The organism is Methanoculleus sp. UBA430 (assembly GCF_002506585.1).
Lineage (GTDB): Archaea > Halobacteriota > Methanomicrobia > Methanomicrobiales > Methanoculleaceae > Methanoculleus.
This window is the reverse complement of sequence record NZ_DAXW01000009.1, coordinates 77935-90728: the sequence shown is the minus strand read 5'-3', so window position 1 is coordinate 90728 and position 12794 is coordinate 77935. Positions and strand designations below refer to the sequence as shown.

Annotated in this window: 14 protein-coding genes; 8 read left to right on the top strand and 6 right to left on the bottom strand. The window is 62.2% G+C overall.

Annotated features, from left to right (window positions below):
* Window positions 1-16 precede the first annotated feature (16 nt).
* Genes BRA49_RS06645 through BRA49_RS06630 form a run of 4 tightly spaced genes read right to left on the bottom strand, consistent with a single transcriptional unit; the run spans window position 17 to window position 4471 of the window.
* The gene (locus BRA49_RS06645) at window positions 17-1105 is read right to left on the bottom strand and encodes a DNA topoisomerase IV subunit A (protein WP_292384581.1); all 1089 of its coding nucleotides are present in this window, start codon (window positions 1103-1105) and stop codon (window positions 17-19) included.
* Entirely contained in the window at window positions 1098-2900 is a 1803-nt protein-coding gene (locus tag BRA49_RS06640; RefSeq protein WP_292384579.1) for a DNA topoisomerase VI subunit B, read from the bottom strand. The genes BRA49_RS06645 and BRA49_RS06640 overlap by 8 nt, the downstream gene beginning before the upstream one ends.
* Window positions 2887-4119 carry a histidine--tRNA ligase gene (hisS, locus tag BRA49_RS06635; RefSeq protein ID WP_292384577.1) on the bottom strand — a complete coding sequence of 411 codons (1233 nt, stop codon included), beginning with the start codon at window positions 4117-4119 and terminating at the stop codon, window positions 2887-2889. The genes BRA49_RS06640 and hisS overlap by 14 nt, the downstream gene beginning before the upstream one ends.
* Window positions 4120-4135: 16 nt before the next feature.
* A complete protein-coding gene (locus BRA49_RS06630; protein WP_292384576.1) occupies window positions 4136-4471 on the bottom strand; it encodes an ABC transporter permease in 336 nt (111 codons plus the stop codon).
* Window positions 4472-4518: 47 nt separating this feature from the next.
* Here BRA49_RS06630 and larB point away from each other — a divergent pair, with 47 nt between their 5' ends.
* From larB to BRA49_RS06610, 4 genes are all read left to right on the top strand, one after another.
* Window positions 4519-5292 (top strand): nickel pincer cofactor biosynthesis protein LarB, encoded by a 774-nt coding sequence (gene larB / locus BRA49_RS06625; RefSeq protein WP_292384573.1) that lies wholly within the window; start codon window positions 4519-4521, stop codon window positions 5290-5292.
* A complete protein-coding gene (locus tag BRA49_RS06620; protein WP_292384572.1) occupies window positions 5289-5798 on the top strand; it encodes a nicotinamide-nucleotide adenylyltransferase in 510 nt (169 codons plus the stop codon). The genes larB and BRA49_RS06620 overlap by 4 nt, the downstream gene beginning before the upstream one ends.
* A gap of 52 nt (window positions 5799-5850) precedes the next feature.
* The gene (locus tag BRA49_RS06615) at window positions 5851-7152 is read left to right on the top strand and encodes a hypothetical protein (RefSeq protein ID WP_292384570.1); all 1302 of its coding nucleotides are present in this window, start codon (window positions 5851-5853) and stop codon (window positions 7150-7152) included.
* 101 nt (window positions 7153-7253) lie between these two features.
* Complete coding sequence (locus BRA49_RS06610; RefSeq protein WP_292384568.1) at window positions 7254-8087, top strand: hypothetical protein; 834 nt, start codon at window positions 7254-7256, stop codon at window positions 8085-8087.
* 137 nt (window positions 8088-8224) lie between these two features.
* On the opposite strand, the gene BRA49_RS06605 is transcribed toward BRA49_RS06610, so the two are convergent.
* Together BRA49_RS06605 and BRA49_RS06600 are read right to left on the bottom strand one after the other, a co-directional pair.
* On the bottom strand, window positions 8225-8545 hold the full coding sequence (locus BRA49_RS06605; protein WP_292384566.1) for a hypothetical protein: 321 nt from the start codon (window positions 8543-8545) through the stop codon (window positions 8225-8227).
* Window positions 8546-8667: 122 nt separating this feature from the next.
* A complete protein-coding gene (locus BRA49_RS06600; RefSeq protein WP_292384565.1) occupies window positions 8668-9837 on the bottom strand; it encodes a redox-regulated ATPase YchF in 1170 nt (389 codons plus the stop codon).
* A 211-nt stretch (window positions 9838-10048) separates the two neighbouring features.
* On the opposite strand from BRA49_RS06600, the gene BRA49_RS06595 reads away from it, so the two are divergent.
* From BRA49_RS06595 to BRA49_RS06585, 4 genes are all read left to right on the top strand, one after another.
* Window positions 10049-10639, top strand: coding sequence for a pyruvate kinase alpha/beta domain-containing protein (locus BRA49_RS06595; protein WP_292384564.1), 591 nt, complete (start codon window positions 10049-10051; stop codon window positions 10637-10639).
* 3 nt (window positions 10640-10642) lie between these two features.
* Window positions 10643-11473, top strand: coding sequence for a hypothetical protein (locus BRA49_RS06590; RefSeq protein WP_292384562.1), 831 nt, complete (start codon window positions 10643-10645; stop codon window positions 11471-11473).
* A 169-nt stretch (window positions 11474-11642) separates the two neighbouring features.
* Complete coding sequence (locus BRA49_RS13605; protein ID WP_394339110.1) at window positions 11643-11816, top strand: helix-turn-helix domain-containing protein; 174 nt, start codon at window positions 11643-11645, stop codon at window positions 11814-11816.
* A complete protein-coding gene (locus BRA49_RS06585) occupies window positions 11762-12736 on the top strand; it encodes an RNA-guided endonuclease InsQ/TnpB family protein (RefSeq protein ID WP_292384561.1) in 975 nt (324 codons plus the stop codon). The genes BRA49_RS13605 and BRA49_RS06585 overlap by 55 nt, the downstream gene beginning before the upstream one ends.
* Window positions 12737-12794 lie beyond the last annotated feature (58 nt).

Sequence of the window (12794 nt, the reverse complement as noted above, 5' to 3'; positions counted from 1 at the left end):
GAAGCCCCCATAATGATCAGATAACCCCCATCTCCGAGAGCCTTTTCGGGAGGTACTCCTTGGTCACGAAGTCGAGCCCCCGGCTCGCGAACGCCTGCTGTTCCGACTTCATCTTCATACCGAGCTGAAGGTTGATCTGGGTGCGCCAGTAGTCGGTGGCGAACCGGGGATCCGTCAGTTCCGCCTTCAAAGCGTTGATGTCCTGCTCGGTGAGGTGGTCGGCGGGGAGGTTGTAGTCCGATATGTCGGAGGGCTGCACCCCGATGAACTGCGCCTGGGGAGTCGCCAGGAGATCCGACATATGAGCGCTCTTGATCGAGCCGTAGGCGACGCTCGCGTAGATCCGGTAGGACCAGGGGTCGCCGTCGGTGAAGACCACCACCGGCAGGTTGAGCGAGTCGTTGAGCCTCCGTAAGACCCGGCGCGTCGAGCGCGCCGGCTGCCCCTTGAGGTGGACCAGGATCGCTCCGTACTCTTCATCGAACCCGTTCTCCATCAGACGGGCGTACATACCGCCGGTCTCGATGGCGATGACGAACTTCGCGTCGTGGTCGACGAAGTCGAGGTTGTCGACGTTGTTCGGGATGGGGTAGCCCGCCTCCCCAACGTCATCCTGGCAGTGCATCTCTTTGACGCCGCGACGGGTGGTCTCCCGTATCCGCAGGGGGCCGAAGAGCGAGGCACCGTCCTCCTCGGGCCGGAGGTGGAACGCCTCCCGCTGCACCTCGGTGATGATCTCGAGGTCCTCGATTAAGAGGTTGCTCTCGTCCTGGGCGGCGAACTTCGCCTTCTTCCAGCCTTCGGAGATGTAATAGAGTTCTCTCAACGTCGACGACCGGTTCTCCACGAGCTGCTTTTTTAAGAACCAGACGAGGTAGGCCATCTTTAAGATGTGGACCGCGCCTTTTTCGGTCGTAGCCGCCCGGGTGCTCTCCCTCTCGCCGTACTTCCAGACCTCGCCTTCGTCGTCGTACGCAAGATTTCGTTTCGTCCGCGTCGGCAGCCGGATGAACGGCACGATACCGTCCCGCATCTGGTCATACCATCCACGGGCGATCTCGACCAGCCGCTCTTTTGCGAGCGCATCCATCTCTTCCCTAGACATCGAGATCCACCACCACTTTCATACCGTCTTCCACGCCGCGCAGATCGATCGAACCATCGCCCGATCCTGTGTAGACTATCTGCCAGGCTTCACCGGCGCCGAGCGTGCGCCGCCAGACCTTGTTGTACTCTCCGTCCATATTGTCCACGAAGTCAGGTCGGGGCTCTGCGTCCGCGGCCTCATCACGGGAGAGGTTGTAAAGGACGAGGGGGACTTCCTTCGCGGTGTAGTTGTTCACATCGATGTGGACCTTCCCGTCGCTCGTCCACTTCTTGGCGACGACCTTTCTCATGATCTTGCCCTCGATCGGGGAGGTGTCGACCAGGGGGAGTTCCACGATCTCGCTCACCTTGATCGCGATATTGGGGATGATGGCACATATCGCCCGGGCGCGGTCGTCCTGCTGCTTTTTTCTGTCCCGGCGGGAGAGGTAACTCTTGAGTTCCCGGCCTAACTCCTGGAGGACGAGGACGACTTCCCGCTCGATCTCCGGGATGGACGCGACCGCGTCCTTGCTCTCGCTCGTGAAGGGGACGTTTGTCGAGGCCACGTGGACCATGACGAGCACCGGGCCCATGGGGAGCCCCTGCTGCGAGAGGCCGTAACCTTTCCAGTTCACCTGGGAGACGCAGTTCGTGATTGCACAGGCGCCCTGCTGGTAGAGGAGCGGGACGCGGTTTGCGAACCGGAAGATCTGGGCGCTCCCTTCGGGGGGGATCTTGCCACCGTAGCCGATCGCCGCCTCAATGATGAACGAGTGCCCGCCGTAGACCGCGCTCGGGCGGGTCCGGGCCTTGATGAAGTCGAGCTGAATCTCCTTCTCGAGCCCCTTGCAGATCAGGTCCTCCCCGATGGGGGAGAGACACTGTTGCGCCGGGGGAGCCGGGACCCTCACACTCTGCATGGCATCGAGGAGGCTTTTCAATTCCTCGGATTCGAGTTTGTTCACCTTCCGGGTGGGTTTGAGTTTTGCAAGGGCAATCATCTCGTCCGCGGTCTTCTTCCCGACGCGGGAGAAACTGCCCACAAGGAACTCCTCGACGGTCCCGGTGCTCGCGGCCGCGATCCGCTTCAAGGCCCCGAACTCGATCCCGTGCGGGTGGGGGAGGATGGGCTTTGGGCACGGCGGGACTTCACTCGATGCCCGTTCGAACACAGTCATCTCACCGTCGATATCGGCCGTGATCCGGGCGTGCGGGTTGACGATCGCGGTCAGGCGGAGGTAGTCCACCAGCCGCTTCTTTGCGGCAAGGGTGCTCTTGAACTGGATCTCGATTCTCGTCCCGTGCATCCGGTCCCAGTCAATCTCCTGGCGGCTGACGACCTCGGGCTCGTTCGTCTCGGTCTTGATCATCAGTTCGAACCGGTAGGCTCTTGCCTTTGCCCCCGTCCGGGAGGTGACCCGCGCGGGGGTGCCGGTGGTGAGCTGCGCATACAGAACCGCCGCCGATATCCCGATACCCTGCTGCCCCCGGCTCTGCCGGATCTGGTGGAACCGGGAGCCGTAGAGGAGTTTCCCGAAGACCAGGGGGACGTTCTCCGGCACAATCCCCGGGCCATTGTCCTCGACGGTGATCCGGTAGACCTCGGCGTCGACCTTTTTGATGCCGACGAAGATGTCGGGGAGCACCTCCGCCTCCTCACAGGCGTCAAGCGCGTTGTCCACCGCCTCCTTGATGGTGGTGATGATCCCGCGCGTCGGGGAGTCGAAGCCGAGCAGGTGCTTGTTCTTCTCGAAGAACTCCGCGACGCTGATGCTCCGCTGCTGTTTGGCGAGGTCCTCAGCAAGCACCATGCCGCGTTACCTCAGCGATGGCGTCCTCAAGGCTCCTCTCCTGCTGCTCGCCGGAGTGCAGGTCCTTGAGGGTCACCGTCCCCGCCTCGACTTCGCGCTTCCCGAGAACCACGGCGAAGTCGGCGGTCTTTGCGGCGTGGGCGAGCTGGGCGCCCATCCCCCGCTGCATCAGATCGACCTCGGCCCGGACCCCCGCCTCCCGGAAAGCACGGGCGACCTCGAGCGCACGAGCCCGTGCTTCGGGTGTGCAGACGACGCCGACGACGGGTTCGTGGGCGAGTGCGAAGTCCCCGACCGAGACCATGACACGGTCAAACCCGATGGCGAACCCGCAGGAAGCAACGTCGTCGCCGCCGAAGAGGTGGGCGAGCCGATAGGTGCCGCCGCCGAGGATCTGGTTCTCCGCGCCGAGGTTCCTCGCAAACCCCTCAAAGACCATCCCCGTGTAGTAGTCGAGCCCCCGGGCGATCCCGAAGTCGGGCTGGTAGTTGATGTTCTGGGAGTCGAGGAGCGCAAACGTCTCCTCGATCCGCGCGCGTTCCGGGATGTCGCCGATGATCTCGAAGACCTCGGCGACGTTGCGGCACTCCGAGAGGGCGGCAAGGGGTTCGGCGAGGCGGGTGAGGCCCCGGCCGACGAGCGCCGCCCTGAGCCCTTCCTGGTCGTGCTTGTCCAGGCAGGCCATGATCGCCCGCTGGTCGCCGGGAGCGAGATCGGCGAGGAGGTGCTTCATCGGCGCGAGGTGGCCGACGTGGAGGTCGAAGGTGACCCCGCTCGATTGGAGTGCTTCGTCGGCGAGCATGATCACCTCGGCATCGGCGAGTGCCGTGTCCGCACCGATGAGCTCGACGCCGAACTGCCAGAACTGCCGGTAGCGGCCTTTCTGGGGGCGCTCGTAGCGGAAACAGTCGGCGAAGTAGCACCAGCGGATCGGTTTCGGGAGGACTTTCCCCTCGTTGACGTACATCCGCAGCACCGCTGCGGTCACCTCCGGCCGGAGCGTCAGCTGCCTGCCGCCCTTGTCCTCGAAGACGTACATCTCCTGGATTATACCCTCACCGGACTTCATCGTGAAGAGTTCGAGGTTCTCGAAGTCGGGGGTGCAGACCTCACGGTATCCCCACCGGCGAGCCGCCTCCCGCATCCGCCGCTCGATCAACCGCCGCCGTTCCATCTCGTCGGGTAAAAAGTCCCGCGTTCCCCGTGGTTTTTGAAGCATTCGGTATTCTCCTGAACTAAAGTCTCTTGCGTGAACCCTTATCATTTGTGCGCTCCGCCCGGCCGAAGAACCGCTCGGCGGCGCTTTCATGGTGGAGCCATACGTTCTCCCGGTCGACCCGGCCCTGGAGGTAGAGACCTAATAGGACCAGACCGAGGCCGAGGTACTCCCAGCCCCCGGCAAACGCGGTGACAAAGAAGCCGATCAGGGCGAGCGCCGTGCAGGGTACGCCCCAGTAGGCCGCCTTCCGGTAGCCGGAAAGACCGGTACGGGAGAATATCCGCAGGTCGCGGAGCCACAGGAAAACGGTAACGGCAACGCCGAACCCTGCAACGTAGGCGAGGTATGACATGAGATGAAGTAATATTATACTTCCACCCCTATTTTTGTTACCGAACTATGCTGCCGAATACCACCATCAGGGACATTCTCCGGATGTATTGTCGCGATGAGCTATCTGAGGACGAGGCGACGGCCGCCATCGAAGGGCTCCGTATCGAGATGATCGACGGCATGGCCCGAATCGACACCGGACGGAGCGTGCGCTGCGGGATGCCCGAGGTGGTGCTCGCCGAGGGAAAAGAGCCCCGGACCTTTGCGGAGATCATGCTCGCGCAGGTGAAGACGGCGGGCCGGTGCGTCGCGACGAGGGTCTCGGCGGCGCACCTCGAGGCTCTCCGGGCCCGGCTGCCGCCGGAGGTCCGGATGGAGCACCGGGAGGCGGCACGGGCCGTCATCCTCTCGACGGGAGGAGAACCCGGCCTCCGGGGCGGCAAGGTCGCCATCCTCACCGCGGGAACGTCCGACATCCCCGTCGCCGAAGAGGCGAAGTTGATCGCCGAGGAGGTGGGATGCGAGGTCAGGACCGCCTACGACGTCGGTGTGGCGGGGATCCACCGTCTCTTCTCGGCGCTCAGGGACCTGATGGAGGCGGACGTCTTCATCGTGGTCGCCGGGCGGGAGGGAACGCTTCCCGCGATCGTCGCGGGGCTCGTCGACCGCCCGGTGATCGGTGTTCCCGTGAGCACCGGCTACGGTTACATGGGCGGCGGCGAAGCGGCGCTTGCGAGCATGCTCCAGGCTTGCTCGGTGCTTGCGGTCGTGAACATCGACGCCGGGTTCACGGCGGGCGCGTTTGCCGCGCAGATCGCGCACGGGGGCAGGCGTGGATGAGCAGGGGGTTCTACGTCGGGCGATTCCAGCCCTACCACAACGGGCACCAGACGGTGCTGGAGCAGATGGCCTGCAGGGTCGACGAGATCGTCATCGGGGTGGGTAGCGCCCAGGTGTCCCATACCGTGGCAAACCCCTTCACGGCGGGAGAACGGGTGCTGATGCTTATACGGTCGCTCTCCAGTCTCCAATGCCCGTTCTACGTCATCCCCATCGAGGATGTCCAGCGCAACGCTCTCTGGGTCTCTCATGTCCGTTCGATGACCCCGCCGTTCGATACGGTCTACTCGGCAAACCCCCTTGTCGTCCAGCTCTTCACCGAGGCGGGCGTGAGCGTTCGGTCGCCCGCCATGCACGAGCGGCTGACCTACTCCGGCACCGCCATCAGGCAGCGGATGCTCGACGGTGAACCCTGGGAGTGCCTGGTCCCCCCCGCCGTCGTGGACGTCATCCAGGAGATTCACGGCGTGGAACGGCTCCGGCAGATCGCGGGGAGCGATCAATGAGCGGAACCATGATAGAGACGGCCGTCGTTGGATACTAGTATGGGGGCGGATCATGTTTAAGCAACTGCGAGACCTCTTTCGGCGACCCGAACCCGTGGAAGAGGGCCTGGAACTCTCCTTTGATGACCTTCCCGCGTGGCTGGATGCCCGCGAGGAGGAGATCGGGAGAAGACTCTCCGATGCAGTGAGGCCGTCGGAGGAGGCGATCGGCGGCACCCTCGATCACCTCAGGGAGGCGGTCGCCCGTATGGAGACGGCGGAGGGTGACGAGGAGGTCCATCCCCGGCTCCGGGATATATCGAAGAAGGCGCTTCCTCTCTTCATGAAGTCCATGACCCAGATCCTCTCCCGCGAGCCTTCCGGCGACCCGGAGACCTTCTACGCCACTGCCGTCGAGACTCTGAAGGGCGTGCTCAAGGCGATGAAAGGGCAGGGGAAGTACCTCTCATCCGCCTATCCGGATGAGATGAAGGAGATACGCACCGTGGCAAAGGACCTGGGACGGGAGATCAACACCATGACGGAGGCGATCACCCGGGCGCGTGAGGGCCGGCAGCAGGTGGAAGATGCCCGGAAGTCGTATGAATCGCTCGTCCGGATCCGGGAGGAGCATGTCGCCGCCGCCGGCCAGGTCCGGGAGTGCGGGACGGCGCTCGCGGAGGCGGAGAGGACGATCCGGGAGGCTGAAGAGGGCCTCGCCGCTCTCAAACTGCGCCCGGAATATACCCGAAAACATGAGATCGAGGAGAGGATGCGGGAACTCGATGCTCTGGACACGGAGACCGGACGCGAGATCGCGGCCTTCCGGACCCCTGCCATCCACCTCTTCCGGAAGGCAGAGAAGGTGGCCGGAAAGGTTGGGGATACCGCGACGGCCGCGGCAATCGGCCGGGTCCTCGACGCCTGCACGGGCAGCCTCCCGGACGACGAGGAGGACCTGCCCGACCTGATCGAAGCGGTGATGCCGGCCACCCTCGCCATGATCCGGCAGGGAGACCTTCTCCTCAAGAACCAGGACGAGGTCCGCCTCTTCTCGGACCCCGATACCCTGCCCGCCGGGATACGGCGGGTCCTGCACCGGCAGAGGGAGGTGCGGGAGCAGCGCGCCGCACTGGAGACGACCCACGCCGCGCTCCCGGGCGTGCTCGACGAGCAGCGTCTTCTCGCCGCGCTCGCAGAACTGCGACGGGAGCACGTGGCAAAGTCCGCCGCGCGGACCCGGGCGGAGAACCTGCGGGAGATCTTGCAGACGTCATATGCCGCAGAGCGCGAGAAGTTCAGTTCCCGCACGGCTGCGCTTGCCGGCCGGGAAGTGGAGGTCGACGTCCCCGACCTCCCGTCCCCGGCCTCCTGACGGGGAGACAGCCGCTCTTCCCGTCCAAGAGCGATGGTTCGCCGGAGTTCAAAGGGAAACCCTGTTTAGGCGCGGGGTACAACTACTTCAGAGAACAACTGATGACGACAGACACTACCACATCTGGATCTCGTGTAATCCCCTGGATAGCAGTCCCTGCGGTCTCGTTTTTGGGCATCGGGATCGAGTTGCTGCTCGCCTCCGTCGGTTTCCCATACGCCGTCTGGGCGGGCAGCGCGGGGTGCGTCATCGCCTCGTGCATCCTCTGTTATCAGGCGTACCTCAAACCACGCAAGGACCTCGTCTCGCTCTTCACACCGCTCTTCGCATTGCTCATCCTCGTCGTGCCGAACGACCTCAGTTCGGGAGTGATCACGCAGGTGTTCTTCGCGTTGACGATCACCGTCCTTGCGGTTCGGGTAGAAAAGATGTTTAACACTCCAAAGCAAGAGAAGAAATCAATGAAGCAGATGTTGAACGAGTATATCGGCCGGATTGGGCCGCTCCTTGCCACAATCGATGAGGAGACCGGGCATCAGGTCGCGCAATCCCTGCTGACGTATAAATTCGGACTCTACGGGAATGCGATCGAGAAGAGCACGGCTGCGCTTGCCCGGCTCGATGCGATCAACCCCCATCCCGACGTGCTGGAGCGTGCCCTCCTGATCCTCCGGGAACGTGCCGGCGGCTTCGTCGATTCCCGGGTGACGCCCAACCCGGAGCATACCTTCACGGAGGCGGACTACAATCATCTTGCCATCCGCTTCCCCCCGGATCAGGTCGAGGACCCTGCGACGCTCGACCTCGAAAACGCACTGATCCTGCTCTACGCTGTCGGGATCGAGACCTCCCCTGACGATGAGCAGGCGCTCGAGGAGCACCAGCGCTTTGTCATCCAGATCCTGGAAGGATATAAAGAGAAGCTGACCCGGTGAGCGGGCTCGCCGGGGGATCTCATCCGGGCCCCCTTTCGTTCTACTGTGGGATCCTGTTACTGACTATACCGTTGCCTCGCGTAGGGTCGCACGTCATGTGAGCAGCAAGGGCCCGGCGTAATACCACGGCAAAAAAATCAGAGTGAGTCCAGGCTGATCCCGCTGAACTCGTCGGCGACCGTGTTGACGTCCTTCACGCCGAACGCTGTCTGGACCGTGGCAAGTTCGAGGTCGCGCGCCACATCGCACATATAATCGATGATATCGACCGAGAGTTCCCGTCTCTGTTTGGACTTGCGGAGCTGGTCCACGAGGAACGTCATCCTCTCGGGGGACTCCATACGGAGTTTGGCGAGGCTCATCACGCACATGTAGATCCTGGTCAGGTTCCTGTCCGTCCCGGTGATGGTGTCGAAGAAGTTCCGGAGGACCTGCGCCTGATAGACCTCACCGCTCATGATGATCGAATATTCCTCAATCTGGTATTAAAATTTGCCGTTTTATCTTCACCCGCATGGACTGCAGTCTCGTCCGAAGAGCGCGATGGGGAGGGGTGCCCGCCCCTCCCCCGGTGCCGGGCTCACTTTCGGACGCTGACGATCTTGATGATATCGCCGTTCTTCAACTCGAGAGTATCCTTCACCCGCATCCCGGTCTTCGCGTCGATGGCATACAGGAACCCCTCGCCGATATCGGTATGGACCTGGTAGGCGAGGTCGCGGGGGGTGGATCCGCGCTTCATGAGGAATGCATCGGGGAGCACCCGGCCCTTGCCGTCGGTGAGTTTGTGCTCGTCCTCGACCGGAAAGACGACGATGCGATCGAGCAGGTTGAAGACCGCGGCATCCAGCGCCTGCTGGACGCCGGTGCCGCCGAACGTCCGGATGAAGTCCGCGACCTTCGCGAGGCCGGCACGCTGCGCGGCGCTGAGAGCTGCCCCGGGGTTTTCGGAGAAACCCCGGTCGCCGGGGAGGTAAGTGATGAACTTCCCCTCCGCGGCCATGCGGAGCGCAAGTTCCCCTGCCGCGCTCGCAAAGATGACGTCGTGCTCCCTGAGCCGGTCAAAGCACTCTTTCGGGGCCTGGTCCGCTTTGTTCCCGACGATCAGCATGGGCTTGCTGATTGTCATCAGTTCCCGGCAGAACCGGATCAGGTCCTCCTCCCCGGCAGTCCGCAGGTCGACCCCGGTCGCCTCGTCGGCATCGCGGACGTGCTCGAACGTCACTCCGAGACCGGCAAAGAGATCGGCGATCGCGCCAACGAGGGAGAAATCCTTCGCCTGGGCCTGCCGCACGATCTTTGCCCAGTTCCGCGAGAGGATACCGTACATCCACATCGACATCTCGTACTGGAGGAACTCGATGTCCTTTACGGGGTCGCGCGAACCGATATCGACCGGGTTTCCTTCGGCATCCGTCGCCCCGCTGGCATCGACGATCTGGAGGATAGCATCCGCCTGCCGGAGGTTATCGAGGAACTGGTTCCCAAGCCCCCTGCCCATGTGCGCCTCGGGGACCAGGCCCGCCACGTCGATCAGCCCGATCGGGACAAACCTGACCCCATCCTGGCAGTTCTCGCACGGCACGTGCATCTCCTGGCAGGGGCAGGCGGTCCTGACATACGCGACGCCGTGGTTCGCGTCGATGGTCGTGAACGGGTAATTGGCGATCTCTACCTTGGCCAGGGTCGCTGCCCTGAAAAACGTCGATTTGCCGCAGTTGGGCTTTCCTGCAATGGCCAGTGTGATCATGAGAAACTCCTATACCGCCCCGTTAGGCTTGAATGTAGTATTGGGTCATGCACCATTTATCTTCTTTCTCCGGCGGCAGCGCGGGCCGGGTCGCGCGGTTGAACTTGCCGCCGGGACGCCGCCTCTATCTCCGGAGCAGGCTGGTTATGCCGGAAATCGCCGGTACCGCCGAAACGGGGGATTCAATACGAAGCGGAGATAACATGATTGCATGGGCTTCGTAACCCGAAACACCTACTATTTCGATGCCCCCGGGGCGGAGAACACCCCCGACGCCGCCAGGTTCGCCGTCGAGCGGGCGCGGGAGCTCGGCATCCGGAAGATCGTGGTCGCGAGCACCAGCGGTTGGACGGCGCTCACCTTCCTGGAAGCCATGAAGGATACGGATCTTCACCTGGTCGTCGTCACCCACGTGGTCGGTTTCTCAAAACCCGGCGAGTGGGAGTTTTCGGAGGAGGCAGCCGGGCTCCTCCGGGCGGCGGGCGCGACGATCGTCACCGGCACGCACGCTCTCTCCGGGCTCGAGCGCGCGATCTCCCGCTCGCCGAAACTCGGCGGGAGTTCCCGCACCGAGGCGGTAGCCGAGGCGTTGCGGCGCGTCGTTGCGGTCGGCCTGAAGGTCGCGGTGGAATGCGTCCTCATCGCCGCGGACCAGGGTGCGGTCGGCGTCGATGAAGAGGTGATCGCGGTGGGGGGCACTGCAAGCGGTGCCGATACCGTCTGCGTCATTCGACCGGCGCATACCGCGACGTTCTTTGACCTGCAGGTGCGCGAGATCGTCGCCATGCCGAGAGTTCGGTGATACATGTCCCTCAACTCGCTCAAGGGCGCCACCGGACTCCTCCGGCAGCACTCTGTCCTCTGGCTGATTGGCCTTGTTATGGGCGCTCTCGCGGTCCTCGACATCCTGGTCCCCGTCTACGGCGGGGCCTTCTACAGCGAACCGCTTGCGCTCCTGCAGGTCCTCGTGGTGCCGTTCCTGGCCGGCGGGGTCTACGGCACGGTCAAGGGGGAGGCGTTCTCCATCGGGGAGTTCGTACAATCGGGGAAGACCTACTACTTCAGAATACTCCTGCCCACGATGATCATCTTCTTTGCAGCGGTCCTGACGGTCTTTCTACTCGCCGTCCCGCTCGCGCTCCTCGGGGCCGGTGCCGCAGCAGGCATGACGCCGCTCCTCTTCGGAGTGCTCGTCTCGATCGTCTTCTTCACGTTCTTCTACGACACCGTGGCGGTCTTTGAGGAGACAACCGTCTTTGAGTCGATCCGGCGAAGCATCGAGTTCGTCATGAACAACCTCGGCAGCGTCCTCGTCTTCTACCTGGCCAACATCGTCGTCGCGATAGTGCTCGGACTCGCGGCTCTCTTTGCCTGGACCGCGCTGCTCGTCGGCAAACTCGAGCCGCTCACCCTGATGAACCAGACTGAACTCCAGACGGTGATGCCCGAGGATATCCTCGCTCTCATCGGGACAGAAGGGATCTGGATCACCGCGGCCGTCTATGCGGTGGTTATCGCCGTCTACTCGGCCTTCCTCTACGCCTACAAAGCAAGCTTCTTCCGCAACCATGTCGCCGACGGGGCGCGCATGCCGCAGGGCGAGTACGACGAGAAGGGCCGGTGGTATAAGTACTGATGTGACAGGATCGGCATCAAATCCTTTTTTTCTCGTGCCCGGTTCGGGCGGTTAAAGTCTCTCGACATCCTGTTTACGAAGAAAACAGGCAGAAGGCCCCCCACTTTAGTGAGGGGATGAATGCCGTCCATCGATAATCATATTACGCACCGTGGCGTATAAAACTATAATGCGTAAGGCATGTCGATATCGACTCTATCCCTCAAAGTCTCAGACGACTCTGCTTGAGCAGACGCTTGAGATCTGTCGGTGGGTCTATAACGATACGCTCGCATTGCGAAAGAACGCATGGGAGCAGGAGCAGCATTCTCTCTCTCTCTCTACGAAACCAACAAGATCCTGACACAGTGGAAGAAGGAACGATCCGATCTGAATCGGGTTCATTCTCAGGTTCTCCAGAACGTTCAGGTTCGGGTGGATCTTGCCTTCAAATCGTTTTTCAGGCGCGTAAAAGCAGGGGAGAACCCCGGATATCCTCGGTTCAAGGGGAAGGGACGATACGACAGTATCACGTACAAACAGTCCGGGTTCAAACTTGAGGGAGATCGTCTCCATCTCTCGAAGATCGGAGACGTGAGGATTGTCCTCCACCGTCCGGTTGAAGGGACGATCAAGACCCTCACGATCCGGCGGTCTTCGACCGGAAAGTGGTATGCCTGTTTCTCGGTCGAGTACGATCCCTCTCCTCTCCCACAGAAGGAGACCACAGTCGGGATCGATGTCGGTCTGGAGTCCTTCGCCACCCTCTCCAACGGGGAGAAGATTGAAAACCCCCGGTTCTTCCGTACCGACGAGAAAGATCTCGCCAAGGCGCAGAGGAAACTCTCGAAGGCAGAGAAGGGCACTCCTGAACGGAAGAAGGCCCGGAAGATCGTCGCACACGTCCATGAACGGATCGCCAACAGACGGCTCAATTTTGCTCACCAAACCTCCCGGAAGGTGGTGAATCGGTTTGGTACAATTGTGTTCGAGGAACTGAATATCACAACCATGCAGAAGAACCATCATCTGGCAAAAAGCATAGCCGATGTCGCCTGGAATATGTTCATCACGATCACAGAGAGCAAAGCGGAGGATGCTGGCTCACGCGTGATCCTGGTCAACCCCAGAAACACGTCTCAGATGTGCTCCAGATGTGGGATGATCGTCGCCAAGACTCTTTCCGATCGCGTCCATTCCTGCCCGCATTGCGGGTTGGTGATGGATCGCGACCAGAACGCGGCGATCAATATTATGAGATTGGGACTGCAATCTCAGGGGTAACGTCCCAAGATGCCCCCGACTTCAGTCGGGGGAGCAGTCACCACGCCCCGGGCATTGG